Origin of the sequence: Gardnerella sp. DNF01159, assembly GCF_049244215.1 — a bacterium.
Taxonomy (GTDB): Bacteria; Actinomycetota; Actinomycetes; order Actinomycetales; family Bifidobacteriaceae; genus Bifidobacterium; species Bifidobacterium swidsinskii.
Genome location: NZ_CP058387.1, coordinates 216,562 through 243,048 on the forward strand (window position 1 = coordinate 216,562; position 26,487 = coordinate 243,048).

A 26,487-nucleotide genomic window follows, 5' to 3' on the forward strand; every position below is an offset into this window, starting at 1 on the left:
GGGTGGCTCGCGCACGTGCGTGCTCAACTTAAAGCCAGGGATGCGAGACGATGCAGCGTCTCGTGAGGAGCATAGTGCCCAGAATAATAAGAGAACGCTTCAATGAATTTGAAGCTGAAAATAGTAGAACTGTGTCTAAAACCGCTACTTCTGCGGAAATGTCCGGAATAATGCAATCTACAGATTTTGCGAAAAGTAATATAGCTGCCGGCGATACTTTGCAGCAAAGCTCTGGCGTTACGCGTCGCCGTCGCGGTCGACGAGTTACTCGTGGTGCCGGTGCGGCTGGAGAAGCAATGGAACTAAAAGTTGAGGATTCTAGTACGAAGGATTCTGAGCCGCATGTTGTTAAATCGCGCCCGATAACTTCGCTCCTATTCCAGGAGCCAGTTCTTCCTAAGGTAGTGAACAATCGTAGTGAAGAAAGCAGCAGTTCTCGTAATGACTTGCGTGACAACTCGCGTGATGTCTTGAATGATGATTTGCGTGATGATTTACGTGATATTTCTCGCGGAAGGCGCAACAGCCGCAACGGCCGCGATAGCCGTGATAGTCGCGATAGTCGCGATAGTCATGATAGCCGTGATAGTAGCGAACGCAAGTCACGTTCTGAAAGACGTGAGAATTCAAGCGAAATAAAGCGTGATAGTGGCAGAGGGAATAGTCGTGAAACATCGCGTGAAACAAGTCATTCTATGTATTCTCAAGATTCTGAGTACGCTAAGAATTTTCAGGATTCGCAAGATGATCGCGATGAAAAAACTCGCAAAAGCCAGCGTTCTCGCCGTTCTCGCAGATTGAATGCTGTTGAGCGACGTGCTGCAGCTGAAGTTGAGCAAATTGAAGAGGATCTTGCATACGACAATATTGTTTATGCTCCCATTGATACGCGCATCGATGAAACTCTTGATGTTAGCGATATTTTATCTGCGGAAAATACTTCAAATAGGCGTTCTAATCGTCGCAATATGTCGAATAACATTTCTAATGATGATGACGTTCGAAATGAAAATGGTGCAGTAGACAGCAGAGGCGGTAGCAATAGCAGAGATAACAGAGATAGCCGCAATAGCAGTGACGAAGGCGATAACAGAGGTATAAACGACGATTATAATGCAAATAATGGCAACGATGACGATGAAATAATGATTACGCGTCGCCGTCGTCGCCGTCGTAGCTCTCGCACTGATCGAAATGAAAGTCGCAACGAAAGTCGCGATTTTGACATCGATATTTCTAACGATCTTGACGATGACGCAAATTCTCGCACAAAACGCACGAGAATAGATGAAGTTTCTCAAGAAGATCGCGATTTAATTCCAGATCCAGAAGAACTTCGTGAGCAAGATGAGGAAGAAACTCTTTATACGCGTCGCCGTCGTCGCCGCCGTTCTAAATCCTCCGATGACGCAAATTCCGCGTCTTCTCAGGAAGAGTCATCCGACTACACTAATGCGAACGAAGACGACTTGACTTCTCGCCGCTCGCGCAAGCAGCAGTATATAGACGAAATTACGGATATTGAAGGCTCTACGCGACTTGAAGCAAAGCGCCAACGCCGTAGAGATAATAGGCGTGAGCGTAGCCGTCAAAACCTTCTTATGGAGCAAGATTTCCTTGCTCGTCGCGAAAATGTTGAACGATTAATGGTTGTTCGTGAGCGCGATCGCCACACGCAAATTTCTGTTATTGAAGACAATATTCTTGTAGAACATTATGTTTCTGATATTCAAGAAGTTGCTACTGTTGGAAATATTTATCTTGGGCGCATTCAAAACGTGCTTCCAAGCATGGAAGCGGCATTCGTAGATATTGGTCAAGCCAGGAATGGCGTGCTTTATGCAGGCGAAGTTAATTGGGATATGGCTCGTCTTGAAGGTCAGCCTCGTAGGATTGAGCTTGCGTTTAAGTCTGGTGATCCTGTGCTTGTGCAGGTTACTAAGGATCCAATTGGGCATAAGGGTGCTCGATTGACTTCGCAAGTAACTCTTGCAGGGCGTTTCTTAGTGCTTGTGCCATCTGGCGGCATGACCGGTGTGAGTCGCAAGCTTTCGGATCGAGAGCGCTCGCGTTTGCGTGCTATTGTGTCGAAGATTGCACCAAAAGATATGGGCGTTATTATTCGTACTGCTGCTGACGGCGCAAGCGAGGAGTCGATTGAAAAAGATTTAGATTCGCTTGTTAAGCAGTGGGAGCGCATTGAAGCTAAGCGCGAAGAATACTTGCATGGAAAGCGCCCTAAGCTGTTACAGGGTGAGCCTGATGTGGCAATTCGTGTTGTGCGCGATATTTTCAACGATGACTTCCAAAAGCTTATTGTTGAAGGCGAGGGAGTGCGTCAGCGAATTGATGAATATCTTGAGATGATGGCTCCAGATTTGCGCAGCAAGGTTGAATATTGGGATCCTGCTGAGCATGAAGGCAAGGACGTTTTCGATAAGTGGCAGATTGATAGTCAACTTCGTAAGGGTATGGAGCGTCAGGTTTATTTGCCGGCTGGTGGCTCTATCGTGATTGACCGTACGGAAGCAATGACTACGATCGATGTGAATACTGGACGATTTATTGGGCGTGGTAAGTCTTTGGAAGAAACGGTTACTCGTTGTAATTTGGAGGCTTCTGAAGAGATTGCGCGCCAGCTTCGTTTGCGCGATATTGGTGGCATGGTCATGATCGATTATGTCGATATGGTTATGCCAGCGAACCGCGATTTAGTTTTGCGTAGGCTTTTGGAATGCTTGGCTAGGGATCGCACGAAGCATCAAGTTGCTGAAGTTACGTCTCTTGGTCTTGTGCAAATGACGCGTAAACGCGTTGGTCAAGGCTTAGTTGAAGCGTTCTCTGAAGAGTGTCCAACGTGCAAGGGACGTGGGTTTATTTTGCACGATGAGCCTACTGTTTCTTCGGAATATGCAGATCCTTACGCGCTTAAGGGCGGAGATCCTTTTGTTAAAACGAACAAGTATGGTCACGGAAGCGCAACGGAACAGCCTGCGCCTGTTAAGCAGCAGGGTTCTAGTGCGGAAGTGAGAGCTAAGTTAGCGCGTATAGCTGCCGCGTCTGTAATTACTGACGCAGCTCATAAATCTGAAGAAGAAACGCAGTATAGTAATTTTTTGAATTCTGATGAAGAGTCTGTATCTTCTAAGGCGGATGAAACTAGCGAAGTTGCGGATGCTGGCGAAACCGCGGAAACTAGTGAAGCGGATAAAACTTCTGAAGAATTAGTTGAAAATAATTTAGAGGATACTACGCAAGAGATTGCTGAGTATACTGCGGAGCAACCTACGCAAGAAACTATGCAGGAAACTGCGCAAGATAATACGCAGGAAATTATGCAAGAAACTACAGAAAATGATGATTGAGCCTCTGAATAGTGACTAAGTATATGCCTTGAGTACAATATTGAATATTGTCTGCATTGACTCATGAATCTAGCGACTTGACGTTAGTACATGGGTAGGTGTATTTTTGATAGTCGGTGTCTTGCCGCGCGCGTTTTGCTGTGCGCAAGGCAAAAGTAAGCTTTCAATTGAGCTAAGGAACGAATTATGTACGCGATTGTGAAGGCCGGTGGCCATCAAGAGAAGGTCGAGGTTGGCGACGCCATTCTCGTGAACCGTCTCGATGCAAAGAAGGGCGATACCGTGGAATTCCCGGTCGCGCTCGTTGTTGACGGTGCTAAGGTAACCTTGAGTGCCAAGGATCTTGCTAAGATTACGGTGAAGGCAGAAGTCTTGAACGACGAAGCCAAAGGTCCAAAGATTAGCATTATGAAGTATAAGAACAAGACTGGTGTGGCTCGTCGCAAGGGTCATCGTCAGAAGTTGACTCTCGTCAAGATCACGGCCATCGCCTGATTGACGGTGTTATAAACCTGAAAGGACAGTGAGATGGCACATAAGAAGGGTGCGTCTAGCTCGCGCAACGGTCGCGACTCACAAGCGCAATATCTTGGTGTTAAGAAGTTTGGCGGTGAAGCTGTAGTGGCTGGCAACATTATCGTTCGTCAGCGCGGCACTAAGTTCCACGCAGGTCAGAACGTTGCTTTGGGCAAGGATCACACGCTGTACGCTTTGGTGGACGGCAATGTGAAGTTCGGTATTCGTCGCGACCGCAAGGTTGTTGACGTTGTTACCGCCTGAATCTTAGCTAAGCCTAAACAGATTCGACAATAAGTCGACAATAAAACGTTTAAGCCGCACCCCCGTTCGGTGCGGCTTTTTTGTTCTCGCATGTTCCCGAGAATTTAAGTGTTTATCTTCGAGTAAGGTAGCAGTATGAGTGATTTTGTAGACCGCGTAACAGTGCATGTAAAAGGCGGAGATGGTGGAAACGGATCTGCCGGAGTTCGTCGCGAAAAGTACAAGCCATTAGCAGGTCCAAATGGCGGTAATGGCGGTGACGGTGGTTCCGTTATTTTTGTAGCTGATCGTAACGCAAACAGCTTACTTGACTACCGCTTCATGCCTCACCGCACTGCAGAAAACGGTACGATGGGCTTAGGTGACACTAAAGACGGTTCAAAAGGTGCAGACTTAGTACTTCCTGTGCCTGTTGGAACTGTTGTTTTTACTGCACGCGGTGCTGTAGACTCTCAAAAGCGACCAGGCGAAGTTTTGGCGGATTTGCAACATGTTGGAGACAAATTCGTTGTGGCGCAGGGGGGTGCTGGCGGTCTTGGCAACGCAGCACTCGCAAACAAAACTCGTCGTGCCCCAGGATTCGCGCTTTTAGGCGAGCCTGGTGAAGAACGCGACGTAATTTTGGAACTCAAGTCTATTGCAGACGTAGCTTTAGTTGGATTCCCTTCTGCAGGAAAATCAAGCTTAGTTGCTTCAATTAGTGCAGCTAAGCCGAAAATTGCTGACTATCCGTTTACTACTTTGGTGCCAAACCTAGGTGTTGTAAGCTTCGGCAACTATCGCTACACAATTGCAGACGTTCCAGGCTTAATTCCAGGAGCTTCCGAAGGAAAAGGCTTAGGTCTTGAGTTTTTGCGTCATATTGAGCGCACAGAGATTATTGCGCACGTAATTGATTGCGCAACGCTGGAGCCAAATCGCGATCCAATTAGCGATTACCACGCTCTTGAGCATGAGCTTGCGCAATACGCTGATAAGCTTGAGCTTCCGTTGGGTGCAATCCCAATTCCAGAGCGTCCGCGCATTATTGTGCTAAATAAAGTCGATGTGCCTGAAGCTAAAGAATTGGCTGATTTTGTACGCGGTGAATTTGAGAAAATGGGATTGACTGTATTTGAGATTTCTACCGCGTCTCACGAAGGCTTGAAAGAGCTCGGTTTTGCGCTTGGACGATTGGTTGAAAAGATGCGCGAGAAGCTCGCTGCCGAGGAAGCAGCGCGTGAAGAAGAGCGTGTTGTCATCCAGCCGCTTGAGCAGCAGACTTCAGCTTTGCGTCGTCGCCGCGATGATGGACGTGGAAATAGCGCAGACTTTGAAATTAAGCGCGAAGAAGATAGGAATGGTGATTTTTGGTTCACTGTTACTGGCGCAAAACCTGAGCGCTGGGTTATACAAACGAATTTCGACAACGACGAAGCCGTTGGTTATTTGGCAGATCGCTTAGCAAAGCTTGGTGTTGAGGACGAATTGCGCAAGAAGGGAGCGCGTCCAGGAGACGAAATTCGTATTGGCACTGGGAATCATATGGTTTGTTTCGATTGGGATCCAAGTATTGCTGCCGGTGCAGAAGGATTGGACGGTGCTAATTTGGGTGCGCGTGGCAAGGATTTGCGAATTGAAGCGAACGATCCTCGCGGAGCAAGGCGCACGAATGCTGAGCGTAGACGAGATTATCACAGCATGATGGATGCAAAGAGCGCAGTTCGAGACGCGATGATGGCTGAGCGAAAGTCGGGTCACTGGGCGGATCCTTCTGTGGATGACGATCGCCATGATGAAAATAGCTTGTTTGGTCGTGGAGAAGAGCAGAAAAACTAGAAAAATCAAGGTCAAGGGGAATCTTATGAATAATCCAGAAATTGAGCTTACCGAAGATGGGGTTCGGTGTTCAATTCGTGAGGCGCGCACAATCGTTGTAAAAGTTGGCTCAAGCTCACTTACGAGCGCGTCCGGTCAGCTGGATGTGCAAAAGTTGCGCGCTCTTGTGACTGCAATAAGTCACGCGCAAATGCAAGGCGCTCGCATTGTGCTTGTGTCTTCTGGCGCAATTGCAGCTGGATTTGGTTTGCTCGGCTTTAATGAGCGTCCTAAAGATGTGCCAACTCAGCAGGCAACGGCTTCAGTTGGCCAAGGATTGCTTATGGCTCAATACGAAGCTGCATTTTCGCAATTTGGTTTCAGAGTCGGGCAAATGCTTCTTACGGCGGACGTTACTATTTCGCCGTCGCGCTACCGCAATGCGCAACGCACAATGCTACGTTTGCTTGAGCTTGGCGTAATCCCAATAGTAAACGAAAATGATGCACTTTCTAGCAACGAAATTCGATTTGGTGACAACGACCGTCTTGCAGCTCTTGTAGCAAATATTGTGCGAGCGGAAGCTCTTGTGTTGCTTACGGATGTGGATTCTCTTTATACTGCCCCACCTAGTGAACCGGGTGCTAAGCGTGTGAGTTTTATGCCAGATGTGACGCGCGCGATTGAAGAAGTGAAAGTTGGCGCAAGTGTTTCGGGCGTAGGTACCGGTGGTATGGTGACGAAGATGGAGGCTGCGCATGTTGCTGCAGTTTCGGGAATTCCAACTGTGCTAACTTGCGCTGGAAATGCTGGTCCGGCACTGGCTGGAGATGCTGTTGGCACTGTGTTTGCGCCGGTGCATACGCGCGATTCTTCAAGGCGACTTTGGATTGGTTTTGCTTCGCATCCGCACGGAGTCTTGGTGGTTGATGATGGCGCTGCGGAGGCGGTTCGCGGAGGTCGTGCGAGCTTGCTTGCGGCTGGTATTGTTGGCGTGCGTGGCGAGTTTTCGGCGACGGATCCTGTGTGGATTGACGATGAGCAGGGTAACCATTTGGCTAAGGGTTTAGTGGCTTTTGACGCGGAGGAAATTCCGGAGATTATGGGGCGTACGAGCGATGAGCTTGAAGAATCACTTGGCCGTCAGTATGCGCATCCGGTTGTGCACCGCGACAATCTCGTGCTTGTGTGATTGCTAGCGGCTTGTGTTTTGTCGATTTCACCAGATGGTTTTGTGTTTTCGACAGTTTCGCTTGTTTCGCTCGTTTCGCGGCTTAAGGTTACACTGTAAATCATGGCAGAGAATATTGCAGAAACTTCATCCTCAGAAAATTGGCGCGTATTAAGCGAGCGTATAAACCGAGTCGCTCCGAGCGCAACTTTAGCAGTAGACGGCAAGGCAAAAGCTATGAAAGCTGACGGCATTGACGTTGTAAGCTTTGGTGCGGGCGAGCCAGATTTTCCTACTCCTTCTTACATTGTTGATGCTGCAACACAAGCGTGTAAAGATCCGCGCAACTATCGTTATACTGCTACTGCAGGTTTATCTGAGCTTAGAGAAGCAATTGCTCGTAAAGTGCAGCGAGATTCCGGATACGAAGTTTCCTCAAATCAAGTCGTAGTTACAAACGGCGGAAAGCAAGCTGTGTACGAAGCTTGCCAAATTCTTTTAAATGATGGCGACGAAGTTATTATTCCAGCTCCGTATTGGACGAGTTATCCGGAAGCAGTAAAGCTTGCAGGCGGCGTGCCTGTGCCGGTTTTAGCAGGTGCAGATCGCGGTTTTGAGCCAGATATTGAGGCAATTGAGTCCGCTCGCACTTCACGCACGCGCGCAATTATCGTAACTTCGCCTTCGAACCCTACAGGTGCTATTTGGAGCGCGCAAACTATTCGCGCAATCGGCGAGTGGGCTGTAAAACACCATATTTGGGTTATTTCTGATGAGATTTACGAGCACTTGCATTACGACGGCATTTCGACTTCGTATATTGGCGTCGAGGTGCCGGAAATTCGCGAGCAGCTGCTGATTTTGAATGGTGTTGCGAAAACTTACGCAATGCCTGGCTGGCGTGTTGGCTGGATGGTGGCGCCGGAAGATGTTGCTAAAGCTGCAATTAAGCTTCAAAGCCATATGACTTCTAATGTTTCTAATATTTCACAGCGCGCAGCAATTGCTGCAGTCGGCGGTTCGCTAGACGTGGTTGCCACTATGCGTGAGGCTTTCGATGCTCGACGCAAAGCGATTGTGGAAGCGTTGAACAATATTGACGGCGTTACTTGCCCTCTTCCTCACGGTGCTTTTTACGCGTTTGCTAACGTTGAGGCACTGCTTGAGTGTCCGCTTGGGGAGCATCGCGAAGTGCCGCATACTTCTTCTCGATTTGCTGAAATGTTGCTTGACGAAGCGCATGTTGCTGCGGTTCCAGGAGAGGCTTTTGGTGCTCCTGGATATTTGCGATTCTCTTGCGCTCTTGCTGACGACCAGCTTGCTGAGGGCATGCGTCGCATGAAGAAGTGGGTTGAAGCTTAAGCAAGTATGTATTGCAAAATAAGAACTTGCTTGCCATGCAAAACGCGACACTCGCTTTTGTGCGATGATATAACGAAATCATGCCCATGAGATAGTATGTCTATCTGGCGGTTTGCTATTTCGTTCCTTTTGGGGTATGATGAGCAAGTTCACCTTAGGGATGTGGCGCAATTGGTAGCGCAACGGTCTCCAAAACCGTAGGTTGTGGGTTCGAGTCCCGCCGTCCCTGCCAGTTTTTTGTTCAAGTTTTTACACGAAGGATTCAAGCATGGCGCAGGCACGCAGTACTAAGAAAGCAGTAAAGCATAACTTGTTCGTGCGTATTGGCATGTTCGTTAAGCAAACTATTGACGAGACGCGCAAGGTTATTGCACCTCATGGCAAAGAGTTGTTTGCTTGGTCGTCTGCAGTTTTCATATTTGTTGTATTTTTGATGGCTTTCGTCACCTGCATGGACTTCGGTTTGGGTAAGTCCGTAATGTGGCTGTTCGGCTGAGTTGAAATTTTGAAGGTGTATGCAAGATGACTGATGAATTCAATCTCGAAGAAGCAAGTGAAGCTGATGAGGCTTTTGCTTCTCATGATGCTGACGAAGCAAACGAATCAGCTGTGAATAATGAAGTTGCTGCTTCTAGCGAGTCCGTTGAAGCTGATGTGGATGAGGAATCTGCTGATGTTGCAGCTGATGTAGCTGATGGCGCTGCTGCTGACAGTGTTGCTGATGTTTCTAACGAAACTGGCGAAACTAGCGATGCTGATGAAACTACTGATGCTGACGATGCGAACGAAGCCGACCCGACTGATGCCGGCGCAATCGCTGTAGCAGAATTTTCTAAGAAACTTCGCACTTTGGAAGGCAAGTGGTACGTTCTTCACACGTATTCTGGTTACGAAAAGCGCGTAAAAACTAACGTTGAATCCCGCGTGCAGAACTTTGGTTTGGAAGATAAGATTTTCCAGATCGAAGTTCCTATGGAAGAAGTCGAGAAGCATACGGAAAAGGGTAAGAAGGTTATTACCCGCGTGCGTGTGCCAGGATATGTGTTGATTCGCATGTGGCCGGATGAGAACGCTCGCCGCATTGTGCGCGAGACTGAGGGTGTGACTGGTTTCGTTGGTCCTTCTAGAGAGCCTGCACCATTGAGCCGCAAGGAAGTTGTGTCAATGATGGCTCCGATGATTGCTTCTGAAGCTTTGAAGAATGCTGGCGATAAGCCGGCTGCAGCACGTAAGCGTAAGGTTGAGGTTGCTTACAAGGTTGGCGATCAGGTAACAGTTACTGATGGTCCATTCTCAACGATGGCAGCTGTGGTTTCGGACGTGGAGCCTACAACTCAGAAGCTTACGGTGTTGGTTTCCATCTTTGGACGTGAAACTCCTGTGGAGCTTGGGTTTAACCAAGTTGAGCCGATTGTTTGAGCTGAAAGCCTAGGCTTTTGTAGCTAGCTTTTGTAGATTTTATAGACCGGGGTGCGTATTGCACTCCGGTTTTTTGTTTTGTTTATTTTTTGTTTTTTGCTTTGCTTGCTTTTGCTTAGTTTTGTTTATTTACCGCGACACGCCGTAAAATGGGGAAATAATCCTAAATTTTCTTGCAATTACAGTGCTTTTATCAATGTAAATAATAAATATTTCCAAATATTTAGTTTGGCTTGCAAATAGGCGTGGGGGGGGGTATAGTGCTGAGTGTTTGAGAAGAGCGTTTTTAGCAGAGAATTTTAGCGAGAATTCGAGTTTTTCAGTGCCGTTGTAATAACGACATTATGATATAAGAGGGCGAATTAGAAGGTAGGTGTATATGTTTAATTCGCATATATTTAGCCGTTTCCTTCGACTAGTGCGCTCAATTCGCCGTTCGTTATTTGCTTTTTTCGTGGCAATTACAATGTTGCTTGCTACTTTTGTGATTGCTCCAACTTATGCGTTGAGTGCTGGCGAAAGTGCTACTTCTACTGAGAAGGCTGAGGGTGCGAAGGCTGGTTCTACTAAAAACGATGGTGAATCGAATAAGCAGTCTGAGCAGAGTGAATCTAATAATACTACTGAGCCTAATAAGAAAAATACTGATACTTCAAGTACTTTAAATAAAGATAATAAGGAATCGAAGCCCGTTGAAAAGCAGCAGAAGTCTGATAGTAACAATGGTGTTGATAAGGCTAAGTCGACTGATTCTGATGTAAAGAAAAACGTTAAAGATGCTAAAAATAAAGCTGCTGATTCTGCGGAAGCTGTTAAAGGCACTGACAGAGGCGCGAATGAAAAGCCTGAACTTCCGGAAGCGTGCAAGAATAATAGAAGGTATAATACTCCTGAAAAATGCTACAGCATTACTTATGGTAATAAAACAATAAACATTAAAAGTAAGAATGGCGAGCCTTATAATAGGGTTCCTCAGATTATTATTCCAACAATAAAAGTTGCAGGTAAAGTGCAGCAAACATTACCTGCTGGCGTGTGGCTTGGGTTGGAAGAGTATGCTAAAAGTGATGATTCTGTAAAGTATGCTTTTTTCAAGGGTGAGAATGATAGCTACACTGCTAAATCTACGAAAAATAGCGATGGTTCTATACGTTTTTTTGCGAGCAAATGGTTAGTAGCTAATACATATAGGTTTTATGTTGTAATACATTATCCAGGTGGTTCTAAACCCAAAACTAGGATTAAAGCGATACTTGCTAAGGATGATTTGCCTAAGGCTCAGCCCGGTGATTTGTCGCTTAGCTTATACGATTTTGGGAATGCGCAGGATGGTGTTGCGGTAAGTGGTAATAAAATTATTATAAAACCAAAGTCTAAAGGTTCAGCTCCTAGCGGAGGTGCTGACGGCAGTACTACTGACAGTACTGATAAGAAAGATACTTACGATTCTATTAATAAGCTTTTTATTGAATCGAAATCGACAGATAAGCCTGGTTCTATCTATCACCGTATGATTTGCCATGAAAATGGTAGCGATAATTATACGTCAGACCGTGTTAATGGTTTGAGTTTAGTTACGCAGACTCAGTTCAAGCATATGGAAAATCAGAATCGACCTGATAAAAATGCAGAGAATTCTGCTGTGTATGAGAATGATGATTATACTGAGCGCTCTCAAAGCTGGATTAGTGGCACACCTAAAGAGACTGGCACTTTTGAGTGCAAAGTGTTTGCTATTAAGGATGTTGACTTAAAACAAGACTTATCAACTCATAAAGAGCCACAATCGTCTAAATTGGCAGAAGAGTTTGGCAAAAGAGTCAAAACTAATACAGATATGAAGTTATTGTTCGATAATCCAGAACGAAACATTGTTGAAGATAAGTGGGACAATAAAACATCTATTGCGAAAGGCGTTGACTGGGATTATAAGACTGTAATAATCCAGTTTGGAGATAAGCCAAAGCCAAAAATTGGTGATAATGATCTTACGCTGAAAGTGTATCCGTTTAAAAACGGCACGGGTTCGTTGCCAGCGGCGTTGACTAGCAGCAATAACAATATTTCTGCGATGCTCGGTATGGAGCTTAAGCCGTTTGTTGATGCTACTTCTGCGGCGGATAGCACGAAGAAGATTACGTTGCGCGTGCTGTGCTCGAAGAGCGAGAAGAAGAATAATGCTTCTGGTGGTAGTGGTACTTCTACTGGGGGTAATAGCTTTGCTGAAAGTGGTTCTGCTGGAAGTGGCTCAAGTGCTGCTAATACTAGCGGTACTGGCTCGCAATCTGAGCAATCTTCTGAATCGTCGCAACCTGCTGATGCTCTTGAATACAAGACTTGGAGCAGTAGTCCTGCAGGTCTGGTGTTGAGTGTGCCTGAGGATACGAAGCAAAATACGTGTAACTCTAGTAAAGAAGGGGAGGCGACTTGCGAGTCGGTTGATCCAAGTAAAAAAGTGGCTGCGCGAACTGATAAGGAAGTGAGCATAAAGCCGACTAAGGTTGGCGATTACCAGTGCGTTGTGTACGCGTTGAAGCCTAAAGCACTCACTACGTTTGATGATGCAATAAAAAATACTAAGGCTGACAGTCTAACGCCTGATTCAATAAAATCTGCGCTAACTGCTACTCCAGCGTCTTTTAAAGAAAAGAAGGATTTTGCTGCTTTCAAGCTCGATATTCACTTGGCGAGTAATTTTACTTTGCCGCACACGGGCGGGCAGAGTTGGAATTTGCAGTTTGGTATTCTTGCCGCTCTGTTGGTAAATCTGCTGGCTGCTGGCTTTGTGGTAAGTCAAAGTGAGCGCGCTCGCAAATTAATTTTGGGAAGGCGGCGAGGCTTATGCAATCACGTATGAAGCAGTTGTATATGCATTTACTCGCTGTGCTTCGCATAAGGCGACTACGTACGCATTTGCGCATCAAGCCTTCCTGTTTCGCGCATTGTTTTATTGCGTATTGTTTTATTGCGCAGTCTTTCGGGATTCGGGAGCGTGATAACACAAGGTAAATGCCAAAAATTTTAAAACTTTACTCGCAAGAGCATGATCAATGCAAACTAATTCTCTACTTGCTGTAAAACGGCATACGAAAGGAGTGAACATGAAAAAGTTCACTAATAAATTCGTGGCGGCGGTTGCGTCGCTTGCGATGGCTGGCACGCTGTGCGTCGCCGGCGCTGTAACTGTGGCTGGGGTTGCGTGGGCTAGTAAGCCGGGTGTTCCACAACCTTCTGTTAAAATGGATCCTAAGGCTCCGTGGGAGAGTAAAGCTCCGCAGAGCGGTAGTTTAACTATTGTTAAGTGCAAGAAAAAGGATGTCTCTACAACTACTACTACCGTTGCTTCGTCTAGTACTGCTAATGCGTCCGCATCTAATGAGACAGGCAAAACGCAAGATACATCTTGCCCTGCTGGTTTTGAACCTCTTAAAGATGTTAGTTTCACTGTAACTAAAGTTGCATCCATTAAGGAAGGAACTAATGATGTTACTTTGAATCTTGCTCAGTATGATTCTTGGCAGAAGATTGCTGGTATTGTTTCTAAGCTAAACGCTCATCCGGAAGAAGCTGGAGTTGTAACTCTTGGAACTGGAACTGATGTGCACAATATGACTGCTACAGACAAGGATGGTAAGTCTACACTTAATAATCTTTCTGTTGGTTTGTATAAGATTGTTGAGAAGGTTCCTGATGGTTATGGTGCTTACGATTTCAGTAGTTTCTACATGACTTTGCCTTTGATTGAACAGAAGACTGATAATGGCAAGACCACAACTGTGTATGAGTATAATCCTGTAGTTAAGCCAAAGAATATTGATCTTTCTTCTGCAATTAAGAAGAATGTTGATAAATCTCACATTTTTGCTGGTGTAAAAGATAAAATTTACTACACAATTACCGCAAAGGTGAACAAGACTAAGATTGACAAGGATTTGACTGAGAAGAATCTCAAGGATTACGCTGTGTTCGATGATGCTCCAACCTCAGCGTTTACAGAACCTAATAATCAGGGACTTGATGCTGCTGTGCAGTCTGTAAAGTTCGGTACAGGTAGTGATTCTACCTTTACTAAGGGTGAGAACAACGACTACACCGTTACTGCAATGGCTAATTCTGATAATGCTGAGATTACTACAGCTGGAGATACTAAAGGTCTTGCTGCTGGTCACACTCGCATTCTTGTGAAGTTCACTGAAGCAGGTTTGAAGAAAATTGCTTCTAAGTTGAATAACGTTGCTGCTGGATCTGAGGCTCCTCAAGTTGAGGTTGAGCTTGCGTTTGACATAAGTAAAGCCTTCAAGGATTCTACTACAGATAAGACTATTACTAATAAGTCTGGCTTCTTCCCAGCTCATGATGAGGGTACTACTGCACCGAATCCTATAATTCCTAATGTTGATGGCAGTAAGCCTACAGTCAAGTTTGGTTATTTGCAGGTTGATAAGTACAATTCTGAAGATGAGAGTAAAAAGCTTTCTGGTGCTGAATTCAAGATATTTACCGACAAAGGTAAAGCAGATTTGTGCACCAAGTCTCTTAAGGAAAATACAGCAGTAGATGCGAAAGATAGTCCTTGCAAGGCCGCTTCTGCATTTGATGAAACTACTGTTGAAGGCGGTAAATTCTCTAATCCTTACAAGGCTGAAGCTGGTTCAACGCTGTACGTTGTTGAGGTTAAGGCTCCTGAAGGATTTGCTTTGTCTCCTGTGGTTAAGGAAATAACTGTTAAGGATACAACTACCAACGATAATCCTGATACTTTGAAATTCCCTAACATTCCATTGCATGGTGAAAAAGGCGGTAACAAGTTCTGGTTCAATCTTCCTGCAACTGGTGCTGCTGGCGTGATTCTGTTTGCGCTTGCTGGCATGGGCTTGATTGCAGCAAGCGTGTTCCTCTACATGCGCAATCGCAAAGAAGAGGAACAGCAGCAGAACGCTTGATCCGCTTTCTAAAGCTGGTCTTGTAGTCTAATAGCAAAGTGTGAGTCTAGGGTTTACTGAACTAAATCCTAGACTCACTTGCTCTAAAAACGTGTGTTTTCACGCGTAATTTGAAACAAAATTTACGTGTATAAACGTTACAAGGAAGAAGCATGAAATTAAACGACGCTGTTGTTAAAGTATATGCTTTCTTCAAGCAACTCAAAGCAAAACCCGTCGCTTCTGCAACCGAAACAACACCAGCCTCCACAGCAACGCAAACCGCAGCCTCCGCAACTGCAACAAAACCCGCTAAAAAACCCAAATCCAAACTCCGCCGTATTTTAGAGCCAATCGTTCTCGCGCTTGCAGCGATTCTGTGCTTCACGTACCCGATTGCGTCAACGTTGTGGAATAACAAGGTGTCGAAGGAGATTTCTGTAGCTTATGATCGGCTGAGTCGTAAGCAGACTGCGAGCGCTAGAGAGAAGATTTTGAACGCGGCTCGTCGTTATAATGCGCGCCACAAGTCGATTATTACGGCTGATCCGTACGATGGCACGACGGATTATATGAAGACGCCGGAGTATAAGGAGTATGCGAAGCAGCTGGATGAGCCGATGGGGATTATGGGTATTGTGAAAATCCCGAAGATTGGCGTTAAGCTGCCGATTTACCACGGTAGTTCGCAGGAGGTTTTGGCGTATGGCGCTGGACACTTGTATGGCACAGATTTGCCGGTTGGGGGTAAAACGCGTCACGCTGTTGTGACGGCGCATACGGGTTTGCCAAATGCGACCATGTTTGATGATTTAGTGGAGTTGAAGAAGGGTGATTTCTTCTACTTTGACGTGCAGGGGGAGACGCTGCGTTACAGGGTATTCCGCATTAGCGTGGTCGATCCGCATGATATTAGGTTGCTTCAACGCGAGAATGGGCGTGATCTGGCGACGCTGCTTACGTGTACGCCGTATGGTGTTAATACGCAGAGATTGCTGGTGACAGGCTATCGCGTGCTGCCGGATCCTGTTTCCGCGCCGGGCGATAAGTTGCAGTGGCCGCTTTGGATGACGATGTTTGTGCTCGCGCTTATTGGTTGCGCTGTGATTCTTACGACGATGATTATTGCCGCGGTTCGCAAGCGCCACCGCCGTGCTGCTTCACTTGCTCATGCCAAACATATAACTGCTTAGAATTGCTGTAATGCAGCGTGTCGCGAAGATTTAGAGAAATAACACCTTGATTTTCGTGAAAATTCGGCATATATTTACCCCTGATTTCGTGAAAATTTAGCATAAATTGACATTGATTTTCGTGAAATATATACTATAAAACAATAGTATTTTCAACGGTTTTGTGGTAATTAAGAGTGGTGTTATATGTTAAGGCGAAAATTTTATCAAAAAATGCTCGATTGGAAGAATGCTGATCGCGGTTCAACAGCGCTTTTAGTAACAGGTGCTCGAAGAGTTGGGAAAAGTACTATAGTTGAAGAGTTTGCAAGAAACGAATACAAGTCTTATATTCTTATTGATTTTTCGCAAGCATCAAAAGATGCGCTTCGGCTATTTGAAGATTATCGTTCAGATTTAAGCACTTTCTTTACATACATATCTGCACTATATGGTGTGAAACTTTATAACCGTGAATCGGTAATGGTTTTTGACGAAGTGCAATTTTTCCCACAGGCTAGAGAATTTGTAAAACAACTAGTTGCAGATGGCAGATACGACTATATAGAGACTGGCTCGTTATTGTCTATTAAACACAATGTTGAAACAATATTGATTCCATCTGAAGAACAAGAAGAACGCATGTATCCTCTTGATTTTGAAGAATTTTTGTGGGCTTTTGGAGAAGAAAATCTATCGAAAGTTATTAAAGATTCATTTGATGAGTTAAATCCTTTGCCAGATGTTTTACATAAAAAAGCGATGCGACTTTTTAGAGAATATATGCTAGTTGGTGGCATGCCGCAGTCTGTAAATGAATATGTTGATTCGAGAGATTTTGCTCGAGTAGATAGGGTTAAGCGTCGTATTCTTTCGCTCTATAGGCAGGATGCTGCAAAGTTTGCAAAAGGTTATGAAATGAAAGTTATGTCTGTGTTTGATGGAATACCAGCACAGCTTTCCAGACATGAAAAAAGATATAGGATTACTTCCTTAGGTAAGAATGCTCGTATGCGTGACTATAAGGATGCGTTTTTTTGGCTTTCGGATGCGAGTATTACAAATAATTGCTACAAATCTACAGATCCAAATGTGGGATTGAATCTTAATGCAGATGATGCGTTAGTAAAATGTTATATGGCTGATACCGGTTTGTTGACTTCTATGATACTTTCAGATAGTAGTATTGCGTCTAATGATCTGTATAAAGAAATTTTATTTGGAAAAATCTCAATTAATGAAGGAATGCTAGTTGAAAACGTTGTTGCGCAACAGCTAATAGCATCTGGACATCGCCTATTCTTCTATTCAAATAGAGACAAAGAAAATTCGGAAAATACTATGGAAATAGATTTTTTGATTTCTAAAGCTTTTCAGGATTCTGCTGGCAAAATGCGTATATCTCCTATTGAAGTTAAATCTGGGAATGTGTTTAAAACAGTTTCTCTTGATAAATTTAAGAACAAGTTTTCAAAAAGAATTGGAACTAGTTATGTATTTGCTCCTAAACAGCTTAGCGTTAGAAAAGATTTGAATCTCGTAATATTACCACTTTATATGTGTGGATTGGTGTAGCGTTCCGACCTGCCTTTGCGCTGCTATGTAGTGCACTTATTCCTCACGGCTTAGCCGTTTGGCTGATTTGGCATGACATGCCGTAAATCAGGTACAAGCGCACTACATAAATGTGCTGTGCGTTTGTATTAAAACCGATTTTTTTGTTGCTTTTTATTTGTGGAATCTTATAGAATTATATTTATGCGCTGATGCATGCTAGTTTTGCTAGTTGTTAGATGTTTTATGGCTTGTGATTGATTTTTGGGAATAACCCTGATTGCTTGCGATTCATGGGTTTTGTGTTAGAAATGTAGTTTTTGTTGTACAGCGCTAGGTTTTACGCACATTTTTTAGGAGTGATCTTATGGTAGAGGGGAATAAAAATCTAATTATCGCTGACTCTAAAAACGCGTCTGTTGGAATGATAATAGACGCTGAAACAATAAAAGAGAAAATCTACAACATTCGTAATCAAAAAGTCATGCTTGATTTTGAGCTTGCTGAAATATATGGGTATACTACGGCAAGATTCAACGAGCAGGTAAAAAATAACATAGAAAAGTTTGATGATGACTTTATGTTTCAGCTAACTGCTGATGAGTTCAAAAACTTGATGTCGAAAAATTCTACATCAAGTTGGGGTGGTCGCAGAAAGCTTCCATATGCTTTTACGGAGCAAGGTATTTATATGCTCATGACTGTGTTAAGAGGCGAACTTGCCATAATTCAGTCGAAAGCGCTTATTAGAACCTTTAAGCAAATGAAGGATTATATTGTTGAAAATAAGGATTTTATTGGCGCGAAGGAATTAGCTAAGCTTGCGATTCAAACGAATCAGAATACTAATGATATAGCGGAAATAAAATCTCAAATGGCAACGAAGGAAGATTTTAATAAGGTAATGGATAATTTTATTAATCCAGATTCGTATAAACATTTTCTTCTTATGGACGGCAATAAAATAGAAGCGGATCTTGCGTATTGCAAAATATATAAATCAGCTAAGAAAAGCATTTACGTTGTTGATAATTATATTGGTCTTAAAACATTGGAACTATTACGGTTTGCTGGTGAAGGGGTTGAAATCGTAGTTTTTAGTGATAACGCTAGGAGCAAGAATATGCTTACGGAAAGCATGTTGGGTGATTTTGTAAGCGATTGTCCTGGTGTTGATTTGAAGTTTAAGACTGCTGGCAGAAAGTATCACGATAGGTATGTGGTTATAGATTATGGAACGGATGATGAGGCTGTTTACGTTTGTGGCGCTTCGTCGAAAGATGCTGGCGGCAAAATTTCGACTATTACGCGAATAGAGTCTTTGAATTTGCGCTTGTATCATGCGATGTTTGATGAGTTGTTAAAGAATCCTGAGTTAGAGTTTTAACATTTTATAATGTTCTAGTGTTTTGCGCTCAACTTGGAAGTAGACTTCCAACTTTTGCTGTTGCGCAAATGTAGTTGCGCAAAGGGAGGTGCGTATGACAACAATCTTTAACGTGGCATCGTACATCCTTGATATTGCTGGAACTATTACTACTATGAAGCTTCAGAAGTTAGCTTACTATTCGCAAGCGTATTCTTTGGCTACTACTGGATATCCATTATTTAACGAGGATTTTCAGGCATGGAGAAATGGTCCTGTTTGCCCAGAATTATTCGCATTGCATCGCGGTAAGTTTTTGATTCGTAAAGGGGAGTTTGTGCTTCCTAGCATTGATAAGTTGAATGATGATTCTTTAACAGATGGTCAAAAGCTTCTTGTGGAAAAAGTGTGCAAAAAGTTTGCTGAGTGTTCTGGTAGTGATTTGAGTGCTATGACACATCGTGAGGATCCATGGAAGAATGCTTATGATGGTGCTAATGGTTCGGCAATATGCGTTCAAAAAATTACTAAGGATTCTTTGAAAGAGTACTATTCAGTTCATAATTTGCTTAAGTAAATGTGATATTCTCTTGTTCTCTTATTTGCTCTGAGTTAGTTATAGCGTTGCTCGAGATTTGTGGAGTTTGTATTAAGAGCATAGAAGTAAAGCATGATATGGTAGCTTGAAAACAACGCAATACTTATAATTCATGCGAATCGTCTTACAAAGGGATTTTTACAAGAGATAAGGGATGCGAGATGAGTAAGAATACGTATACTGCGGAAAATGGGTTCGTTATTACTGACGATATTGTTGATAAGTGGGCTGAGGAGGCAGAAGATAATTTTCCTGGTGCCACTATTACAGAGTTTGCTGGAAGAGCTTAGGAAGATGAAACTCAGCCGTTGAAACCGCGTACTGTTAGGTTAAGTGATACCGTTTGGCATTTAATCGAAGCCGATGCAAAGCGCAGAAAAATGACTGTGAGTGCGTGGACTAGAAACGCTATACTTAACGAATTGTCTACTGAGATAGCTGCGCAAAGATAGTTGCGCAAAAGTAGCTGCGTAAAAATAGTTGCAGATTTCGTAATGCAGCGTGTCGCGAAGATGTGGCATAATAGGAAGGCTTGTGACTGGAGGAGGAATCCGCTAGCACAGCACAGCAATACAAGATGCGGGAGGAAGCTGCAAAACAGCTTTATAGCAACGTTTCGTAAGTGCTTTACTTCTGTAAGAAGCGACTATATCAGCGTTTGCAACAACCGTTTGAACCGCTTGTACAAGAAAGAAGAACCATATTATGGCTCCGAAAAAGAAAGTCTCCGCGCTTATTAAGCTCGAGATTCAGGCTGGTAAGGCAAATCCAGCCCCACCACTGGGTCCAGCATTAGGCTCCCACGGCGTGAACATCATGGACTTCTGCAAGGCCTATAACGACCAGACGAAGGACAAGATGGGGCAGATTGTCCCAGTAGAGATCACCGTTTATGAAGATCGTTCCTTCACCTTCATTTTGAAGACCCCACCAGCCGCTGCTTTGTTGCTTAAGGCTGCTGGCATTCAGAAGGGCACCGAGAATCCATTGACTCACAAGGTTGGTTCTGTGACCAAGGCTCAGGTGCGCGAAATCGCCGAAATTAAGATGCCTGACCTCTCCGCACGTGACGTCGAGGCCGGTATGAAGATCATCGCGGGCACCGCTCGCTCGATGGGTATTACCGTTACCGACTGAAAGGGAGTGTAGAAATGGCTAAGCGTTCTAAGAAGTATCGTGAAGCGGCTGAGAAGATCGACCGCAATAACCTGTACACCCCAGCTGAAGCAATTGCTTTGTTGCAGAGCATGCCAAAGCACGCTTTCGACGAGTCCGTTGAGGCTGTTATGCGCCTTAATGTGGATCCTCGCAAGGCTGATCAGTTGGTTCGTGGCGTTGTGAACTTGCCAAACGGCACCGGTAAAACCGCTAAGGTTTTGGTGTTTGCTCGTGGCCCAAAGGCTACTGAGGCTCAGGAAGCTGGCGCCGACATCGTTGGTGATGACGAATTGATCGAAAAGGTTGCCGGTGGCTTCCTTGACTTCGATGCAGTTGTTGCAACCCCAGACATGATGGGTAAGGTTGGCCGCTTGGGTCGTGTTCTCGGTCCTCGTAGCTTGATGCCAAACCCAAAGACTGGCACCGTGACTATGGATGTAGCCAAGGCTGTTGCTGACATTAAGGGCGGTAAGATTGAGTTCCGCGTGGATCGCCAGGGCAACCTGTCCTTCCTCTTCGGCAAGCTCTCCTTCGATGCTAAGGCTCTTGAAGAGAACTTCAAGGCTGTCGCAGACGAAATCCGCCGCTTGAAGCCAAGCACCATCAAAGGTCGTTACATTACTAAGGTAACTGTGACTTCTACGATGGCTCCTGGTGTTCCAGTTGATATCGCCAGCATTGCTGCCTGATTTATTGCTTGCGTAGCTTATGCGAAAGCATGGCTGGTACGTAGTAAATTAAGTTTAAAACTTATAAACGCTGAAAATGTGCTCTTTTGAGTCATGTTTTCAGCGTTTTTTGTTACTGCGTTTCTGCGTTAGTAACGAGTAATTGCGATTAGCGTTGCTGGTGCAGTACGCAAACTGTGTTGGTAATGAATAGGTGACTGGAGAGGTTGAGGGCGCGTGGTCGTGCGCGGCGTGTCGCGCAAGAGTGGCTATATTGCAACGGTTTTGCGGCTGGTTGGGGGAGTATTCAGGAGTTTTCTGAGAGTTTTCTGAGAAAAATCTTTAAAAACCTTGAAATTGACATTTTTACGAAAAATAATGCGTAATACTGTATTTTTTACTTTTAAAAATAGTTTGACTGAAATATTTCCGTAAAAATATAAATGTTTTCTGTTAATGAGTTGTGCGTCTGCTCTTGACTTTTTCGAACGGGGGGGGGTATGTTAATAACAGCTTCCGGCTGGATATTCTGCGCTGGTAGTTATTCACAAAACTTAAGTTGTGAATGTTAATTTTTTCTTCGCGCGTTTGGCGTGAAGGAGAAGAAGAAAGGAAAATATTATGTTGAATAAGAAGGCTATCGCCGCACTCGCTGCTGGCGCCACCCTCGTTTCCGGCTTGGCTTTCGCCGCCCCAGCAATGGCAGAAGAACCAGGTGCTGGTGCACAGAACCCTCCTGCAGCGAATAAGCCTGCAGAGAATAAGCCTGCAGAGAATAAGCCTGCTGCTCAGGATGAGAAGGATGATAATTGGCAATATGAGACTGAGGACCCTGGTGCTCTTGCTGATCGTTTGAATGCTGAGAAGGCTGCTAAGGTTGCGGCTGACGAGAAAGATAAGTATGAGCATACTCCATTTGGCAATATGGACACGGATTACAAGAAGTGTGTGAAGCTTTACGGTGAAGATTCTCTCGAGTGCAAAGCTGTCGCTGACTACCTCAAGCGTCATGGTCAGAATGTTGATGATACGGCCGCTGTAAAGGAGTCTGATAAGAAGGCTGGTAAGAAGGCTGGTAAGAAGGCTGCTGCTCCATTGGCTAAGACCGGTGCTGCTGTAGCTTTGGCTGCTGTTGCTGCTTCCGTGCTTGCTGGCATGGGTGCTGCTCTTCGCAAGATCCGTCACTAAGCTGTTAGCACATTAAGTGTGCTGATTGTTTAATGATTTGTGAGCGTGCCGTATGTGAGTATGGTGCGCTCACTTGTTAAATCTTTCACTCAACGTGCTGCGAATGCTGTTTAGTGTTTTTGTGGCGGGTTTGCTTTCGGGCTTTTGCATGATTCTACTGTTTTGCCAAATCTCTTTCTTCACGGTAGTGTTGTGCGCTGGTTTTCGATGGCGTGACTGTTGAGTGTTTGGCTGGCTTGTTTGTTAGGGAAACGAGTCGGTTTTGTTAAAGGGCTTGGGTTTGGTGCTACTAGGGGCATCAGTCTCCAAGCCCTTTCTTCGTATGTGTCTGTTTGCTGTGGTGTGAGTACTGCTTGTTGTTGCGATGTGACCAAAACGACTCAGCGGTGAGTAGTTTAGGTCGCCTACGCAAGAAAATCCGGTCTAAACATCACGCGCGCGAGTAGTTTAGGCCGCGCGTCTTTATTGTCGTGCACTTCGTTTTAGTGCGAATCACGAATTCTGCCAATTGTTATAGCTGTTTGCAGTACATAAGCGGCGCGCGGATCCGTAGCATCCCATCCTGTAGTTTGCGCAACTTTACGTAAACGGTAACGAACAGTATTTGGATGCACATTAAGTTCGTGTGCTGTTTGGTCAAGAGCTCCACCAAAGCGCAAGAACATGTCAATAGTTTCCAGAGTCGGATCGTCATGATTGTAAGGAGCCAAACTTTGATACACCTTGTTGTAAAGAGTATCAAAAGCTGTGGCATCGCCAATGAGCGCTCGTTCTGGAAGCAAATCATCCGTGTGAATGATTTGCGGCAAATGCTTTACTGCTGGAGCAACAGCAATCGCGGCAAGAGTAGCAGTAAGAGCGGAAGAAATTTGCTCAACGCCCTCAACCATGCTGCTAACACAAATCGTCTTATGAGAATTCTCAAAAACTTTGCACAGCTTCTCTAAAGCCTGATCGCTAGGATTTTCGCGCACAGCAAGCAGAATAATATGAGAAGGCGCTGCAAAAGTAGAAGAATTTTTCGTAGATGCTGATATCAGTGCTTGCGTTTTTTGCCAAGCTCCCGTAATGCGCTGCAAAGCACTACTTTGTGTGCGCTCAACTATTGCATCATACGCATTGCAACTACCAAGCTGTGGCCAAATATTTCGACGCAAAGTGTCAGTGTTATCAGGTGGAATATCTGGTGCTGGCTTGCGATTTGGTCCGTCATCTGGCTTAATTGCAGTGCCGAAAGTTCCTGCAATAACAATAACTTTTGGCGAATCTGACCATTGAAGTAAATGCATGAAAGCGTCAATACGAGCGTCTGCAATACCATTCATTAAACACGTGGCAATAATCGAGTGTAATTGCAAGCGCATCGCCGCGTCAAAAACTTGGCCATCACGATTGTCGAAAATTCTAAGCGGTTCCGAGCTAGTTGATTTTTGCGCGCTGGGCAATGGAGTAAAACTCGGTGAATTATTACCTTTAGTATTTTCAGAAGATTGACTTGAATGACTCGAACGACTTTGATTTGATGAAAGACGATGCCACAAGTGGTGTTTGTGCTTTTCTTCGTTTTCTTGCTCTGCTTTAGATTGCTTTGCTGTAGAAGAGCTTTCTTGATCATTTGATACAGCGTTTACTTGCGTTTTGTTTAACTGTTGATTTTCAAGAGAATTGGCAATATTAGAATCCTCCGCGTGCTTTTCTGCTGCCTGTACGCTTGCTAGTATCGAAAGAAAATCGTTACTAAGTAAGCTGTTTCCTGCAAGTTTATCTTCATAATTTTCTTCGGACATAACAGAAGAAGCAGCGCTGCTATCTTGCGCAAACTGAGGTGTATTCTTCTCGTCCATCTTATGCCTTTGATCCTAACATTCTCTACTATTATAGCGCGATTGAGTAAAAGTATCTCGCCAAAAAGTAAGTGCTACAAAGCAGAAAACAAAAGCTAACGGTAGCATGTGTCGCTCAAAATTATTAGCTGGAGCAAGAATCATAACTCCAACCAGCAAGGCAAGTGGAATGTGCCATAACAATGTGCGCCAACGGCGAAGAATAATTTCTGCAACACCAATAAGTAGTGTAAAAATAACGAAAGTATTTCCGTGAATTGGCCAACTTAAAACAGGAATATCACTAAACGTGCTAATATCTTCTGCAAATTTAGTTCGCCACTTAGGATTCCAATATTTAATCCAATCAGATTTGTGTATGCTGTCAGTGTCTATGTAATATTCTGGCCCAACATACGGGCGGTCAAAAATATCAAAGTATCCGTAAGTCTTCGCAAGAAAAGCGTCAGTTGCAACGAGTGGACTATGCGTAATCATTTGCCACCAAGCGAAATCTAATTTACGAATATTATCTTTAGTAACGTATCGCCAACGATAACTCACTTTTTTAGACTGCAATCCGGAAGATTTCACAGGGTCTGCGTCATAAGGTTTGTATGCTTCTGCAGTTTGATCCAGATTAAAAATTGGTGCAATAATGCGCTTTGCACTACGCGGTATGCTATGCGGATCGAGCTTAGCTATACGTGCAATTTGTTGTAACTGAATGCCGCGACTCTCAATAGGATCGCCGCTAATAATAGCACCGCTCGAAATAAGCATAATTAACGAGCCGTGAATCACAACGATTGGAAGCAAAATTCCGCAAACCCACAAACGCCAGCGTTTGCGCTCAAAAATAATCAAAAGCACGAATTGAACAACCAGAATATACCAAGCGTATTTTGCAGCAATAAGCATTACGCACACTGAAACAATTAATTCCAAAACAGTGTGAAGTCTAGGCTTTTGCGCATTTGGCTTTGTGCTAAGTGTATTTTTAGTGTCCTTCGCATGATAGCAATTAGTTAACTCGTAATTTATACCAAACCACCAAACAAAAGCGAATGCAAAAAGCGGAGATTTTGTAAGCGCAATAGTTGAGCACAACACAAGCGGATTAAGTAAAAACATAAGCAGAATAACGAATCTTGCAAAAGTTGTTGTGCTGCAATTTGTTGAGCTAGATTCTGCATCAAGCCAAGGTTTGTTTAAGAAGCGGTGTGCTGTTGCAGAAACGCACCATGCTGCAAATACAAATTGTGCAAAGGCAAGAAGTGCAATTCCAGCGTCGTTTGAGTCGGTAAAGTATCTGGAGACTGCTGTTGTTGCGCCATAAATAACAGTTAGAACAATGTTGTGCTGATCTGTTAAATAAGTTGGATAAGTTGGCCACAAGTAGTGCGCAGTTGGGTAAATATCCATTGGGACAAAGCTAAAGAAGCCGATATAAGGCTGATCTAAGCCTGTAATTTTATTCCAAGTCCAACTGTACTCGCGAATTTGCGAGCATATATCTGCACCGTATGCGGCAAGTAACGTAGCTGGAACCCAAATCCAGCCCACGAAAAAAGTAAGAAGTAGGTTTCTTCTGTTGCGAGTGGAGTGGTTAATGAACCATTTAGCGCAATTAAAAAATAGTTTTGCAAATTTTAAAAGAAAATGCGAAATATTGCGGAAAATAGTGTGTTTAGTAGTAAATTTTTGTAATTTTGACTGTTTTTTATTTTCGCTATTTTTTCTTAACGCAATTGACTTTATTAATTTCGTAAAACGTTGATATTTAGGCAAAAACTTTTTATTTTTACCGTAGTAAATAAGCGCAGTCAGTATTAATGCGTATATTATGAAGGCAGCAACGAAAATAAAAGCATTAACCAACGAAAAATCAGCGATTGATCCTAAATGAACTTTAATATCTTGACTGCGGAAAATTGGTCCCAAGCTAGTGCAAAAAGCAAGTACAAAGCATAACAAAGCAGCAAGAGTGTAATCTAAAAAACGTGCTACAACTGCACGCAATTTGCGCGGCTTTTCGTACTGCGTTTTGCGACGTATGCGCTCCATGTGTTAACACCTGCTTAATTGATGCCTAGCTATTTTGTTTGCTATTGCGCGCAAAACATGCAATGACGCGCGCAAAA

At 44.2% G+C, this 26,487-nt stretch carries 20 protein-coding genes and 1 tRNA gene; 19 read left to right on the forward strand and 2 right to left on the reverse strand.

What is annotated here, in order from left to right:
- Nucleotides 1-74: 74 nt before the first annotated feature.
- From HXT39_RS00865 to HXT39_RS00955, 19 genes are all read left to right on the forward strand, one after another.
- Nucleotides 75-3,365 carry an Rne/Rng family ribonuclease gene (locus tag HXT39_RS00865; protein WP_103013895.1) on the forward strand — a complete coding sequence of 1,097 codons (3,291 nt, stop codon included), beginning with the start codon at nucleotides 75-77 and terminating at the stop codon, nucleotides 3,363-3,365.
- A 186-nt stretch (nucleotides 3,366-3,551) separates the two neighbouring features.
- Nucleotides 3,552-3,860 (forward strand): 50S ribosomal protein L21, encoded by a 309-nt coding sequence (gene rplU / locus HXT39_RS00870; RefSeq protein WP_004111933.1) that lies wholly within the window; start codon nucleotides 3,552-3,554, stop codon nucleotides 3,858-3,860.
- Between the two features lie 33 nt (nucleotides 3,861-3,893).
- The gene (gene rpmA, locus HXT39_RS00875) at nucleotides 3,894-4,145 is read left to right on the forward strand and encodes a 50S ribosomal protein L27 (protein ID WP_004106248.1); all 252 of its coding nucleotides are present in this window, start codon (nucleotides 3,894-3,896) and stop codon (nucleotides 4,143-4,145) included.
- Between the two features lie 135 nt (nucleotides 4,146-4,280).
- A complete protein-coding gene (obgE, locus tag HXT39_RS00880) occupies nucleotides 4,281-5,963 on the forward strand; it encodes a GTPase ObgE (protein WP_103013896.1) in 1,683 nt (560 codons plus the stop codon).
- 25 nt (nucleotides 5,964-5,988) lie between these two features.
- Nucleotides 5,989-7,134, forward strand: a complete 1,146-nt coding sequence (proB, locus tag HXT39_RS00885; protein WP_103013897.1) for a glutamate 5-kinase — start codon at nucleotides 5,989-5,991, stop codon at nucleotides 7,132-7,134.
- Nucleotides 7,135-7,236: 102 nt separating this feature from the next.
- Nucleotides 7,237-8,475: a pyridoxal phosphate-dependent aminotransferase gene (locus HXT39_RS00890; RefSeq protein WP_064621511.1), complete on the forward strand. Its 1,239-nt coding sequence runs from the start codon at nucleotides 7,237-7,239 to the stop codon at nucleotides 8,473-8,475.
- 156 nt (nucleotides 8,476-8,631) lie between these two features.
- Nucleotides 8,632-8,707: transfer RNA gene (locus tag HXT39_RS00895), tRNA-Trp, on the forward strand.
- 36 nt (nucleotides 8,708-8,743) lie between these two features.
- Complete coding sequence (gene secE / locus HXT39_RS00900) at nucleotides 8,744-8,971, forward strand: preprotein translocase subunit SecE (RefSeq protein WP_004106254.1); 228 nt, start codon at nucleotides 8,744-8,746, stop codon at nucleotides 8,969-8,971.
- 26 nt (nucleotides 8,972-8,997) lie between these two features.
- Nucleotides 8,998-9,894, forward strand: coding sequence for a transcription termination/antitermination protein NusG (gene nusG, locus HXT39_RS00905; RefSeq protein WP_064621510.1), 897 nt, complete (start codon nucleotides 8,998-9,000; stop codon nucleotides 9,892-9,894).
- A 379-nt stretch (nucleotides 9,895-10,273) separates the two neighbouring features.
- The gene (locus HXT39_RS00910; RefSeq protein ID WP_102704455.1) at nucleotides 10,274-12,751 is read left to right on the forward strand and encodes a hypothetical protein; all 2,478 of its coding nucleotides are present in this window, start codon (nucleotides 10,274-10,276) and stop codon (nucleotides 12,749-12,751) included.
- A gap of 244 nt (nucleotides 12,752-12,995) precedes the next feature.
- A complete protein-coding gene (locus tag HXT39_RS00915) occupies nucleotides 12,996-14,837 on the forward strand; it encodes a SpaH/EbpB family LPXTG-anchored major pilin (RefSeq protein WP_103013898.1) in 1,842 nt (613 codons plus the stop codon).
- A gap of 152 nt (nucleotides 14,838-14,989) precedes the next feature.
- Entirely contained in the window at nucleotides 14,990-16,009 is a 1,020-nt protein-coding gene (locus HXT39_RS00920; RefSeq protein WP_102703256.1) for a class C sortase, read from the forward strand.
- 186 nt (nucleotides 16,010-16,195) lie between these two features.
- Entirely contained in the window at nucleotides 16,196-17,563 is a 1,368-nt protein-coding gene (locus HXT39_RS00925) for an ATP-binding protein (RefSeq protein WP_033888488.1), read from the forward strand.
- A 346-nt stretch (nucleotides 17,564-17,909) separates the two neighbouring features.
- Nucleotides 17,910-18,929, forward strand: coding sequence for an ORF6N domain-containing protein (locus HXT39_RS00930; RefSeq protein ID WP_012914476.1), 1,020 nt, complete (start codon nucleotides 17,910-17,912; stop codon nucleotides 18,927-18,929).
- A gap of 94 nt (nucleotides 18,930-19,023) precedes the next feature.
- Complete coding sequence (locus HXT39_RS00935) at nucleotides 19,024-19,485, forward strand: Panacea domain-containing protein (protein ID WP_102703255.1); 462 nt, start codon at nucleotides 19,024-19,026, stop codon at nucleotides 19,483-19,485.
- 182 nt (nucleotides 19,486-19,667) lie between these two features.
- A complete protein-coding gene (locus tag HXT39_RS00940; protein ID WP_004109178.1) occupies nucleotides 19,668-19,796 on the forward strand; it encodes a hypothetical protein in 129 nt (42 codons plus the stop codon).
- 415 nt (nucleotides 19,797-20,211) lie between these two features.
- On the forward strand, nucleotides 20,212-20,643 hold the full coding sequence (gene rplK / locus HXT39_RS00945; RefSeq protein WP_004118588.1) for a 50S ribosomal protein L11: 432 nt from the start codon (nucleotides 20,212-20,214) through the stop codon (nucleotides 20,641-20,643).
- Between the two features lie 14 nt (nucleotides 20,644-20,657).
- Nucleotides 20,658-21,353 carry a 50S ribosomal protein L1 gene (rplA, locus tag HXT39_RS00950; RefSeq protein WP_004106273.1) on the forward strand — a complete coding sequence of 232 codons (696 nt, stop codon included), beginning with the start codon at nucleotides 20,658-20,660 and terminating at the stop codon, nucleotides 21,351-21,353.
- Between the two features lie 600 nt (nucleotides 21,354-21,953).
- Nucleotides 21,954-22,520: a peptidase gene (locus HXT39_RS00955; protein WP_102703254.1), complete on the forward strand. Its 567-nt coding sequence runs from the start codon at nucleotides 21,954-21,956 to the stop codon at nucleotides 22,518-22,520.
- Between the two features lie 482 nt (nucleotides 22,521-23,002).
- Here HXT39_RS00955 and HXT39_RS00960 read toward each other — a convergent pair whose 3' ends face one another.
- Nucleotides 23,003-24,364, reverse strand: coding sequence for a PucR family transcriptional regulator (locus tag HXT39_RS00960; protein WP_004109186.1), 1,362 nt, complete (start codon nucleotides 24,362-24,364; stop codon nucleotides 23,003-23,005).
- A 15-nt stretch (nucleotides 24,365-24,379) separates the two neighbouring features.
- The gene (locus HXT39_RS00965) at nucleotides 24,380-26,410 is read right to left on the reverse strand and encodes a DUF6020 family protein (protein ID WP_102703253.1); all 2,031 of its coding nucleotides are present in this window, start codon (nucleotides 26,408-26,410) and stop codon (nucleotides 24,380-24,382) included.
- Between the last annotated feature and the right edge of the window lie 77 nt (nucleotides 26,411-26,487).

Excerpts from the sequence above, each read along its gene's own strand:
- HXT39_RS00890 (WP_064621511.1), top strand. The coding sequence starts at position 7,237 with ATGGCAGAGAATATTGCAGAAACTTCATCCTCAGAAAATTGGCGCGTA.
- HXT39_RS00940 (WP_004109178.1), top strand. The coding sequence starts at position 19,668 with ATGAGTAAGAATACGTATACTGCGGAAAATGGGTTCGTTATTACTGAC.
- HXT39_RS00910 (WP_102704455.1), top strand. The coding sequence starts at position 10,274 with ATGTTTAATTCGCATATATTTAGCCGTTTCCTTCGACTAGTGCGCTCA.
- proB (WP_103013897.1), top strand. The coding sequence starts at position 5,989 with ATGAATAATCCAGAAATTGAGCTTACCGAAGATGGGGTTCGGTGTTCA.
- obgE (WP_103013896.1), top strand. The coding sequence starts at position 4,281 with ATGAGTGATTTTGTAGACCGCGTAACAGTGCATGTAAAAGGCGGAGAT.
- HXT39_RS00935 (WP_102703255.1), top strand. The coding sequence starts at position 19,024 with ATGACAACAATCTTTAACGTGGCATCGTACATCCTTGATATTGCTGGA.
- rplU (WP_004111933.1), top strand. The coding sequence starts at position 3,552 with ATGTACGCGATTGTGAAGGCCGGTGGCCATCAAGAGAAGGTCGAGGTT.
- rplA (WP_004106273.1), top strand. The coding sequence starts at position 20,658 with ATGGCTAAGCGTTCTAAGAAGTATCGTGAAGCGGCTGAGAAGATCGAC.
- rplK (WP_004118588.1), top strand. The coding sequence starts at position 20,212 with ATGGCTCCGAAAAAGAAAGTCTCCGCGCTTATTAAGCTCGAGATTCAG.
- rpmA (WP_004106248.1), top strand. The coding sequence starts at position 3,894 with ATGGCACATAAGAAGGGTGCGTCTAGCTCGCGCAACGGTCGCGACTCA.
- HXT39_RS00955 (WP_102703254.1), top strand. The coding sequence starts at position 21,954 with ATGTTGAATAAGAAGGCTATCGCCGCACTCGCTGCTGGCGCCACCCTC.
- HXT39_RS00925 (WP_033888488.1), top strand. The coding sequence starts at position 16,196 with ATGTTAAGGCGAAAATTTTATCAAAAAATGCTCGATTGGAAGAATGCT.
- HXT39_RS00965 (WP_102703253.1), bottom strand. The coding sequence starts at position 26,410 with ATGGAGCGCATACGTCGCAAAACGCAGTACGAAAAGCCGCGCAAATTG.
- HXT39_RS00960 (WP_004109186.1), bottom strand. The coding sequence starts at position 24,364 with ATGGACGAGAAGAATACACCTCAGTTTGCGCAAGATAGCAGCGCTGCT.
- secE (WP_004106254.1), top strand. The coding sequence starts at position 8,744 with ATGGCGCAGGCACGCAGTACTAAGAAAGCAGTAAAGCATAACTTGTTC.
- HXT39_RS00920 (WP_102703256.1), top strand. The coding sequence starts at position 14,990 with ATGAAATTAAACGACGCTGTTGTTAAAGTATATGCTTTCTTCAAGCAA.
- HXT39_RS00915 (WP_103013898.1), top strand. The coding sequence starts at position 12,996 with ATGAAAAAGTTCACTAATAAATTCGTGGCGGCGGTTGCGTCGCTTGCG.
- nusG (WP_064621510.1), top strand. The coding sequence starts at position 8,998 with ATGACTGATGAATTCAATCTCGAAGAAGCAAGTGAAGCTGATGAGGCT.
- HXT39_RS00930 (WP_012914476.1), top strand. The coding sequence starts at position 17,910 with ATGGTAGAGGGGAATAAAAATCTAATTATCGCTGACTCTAAAAACGCG.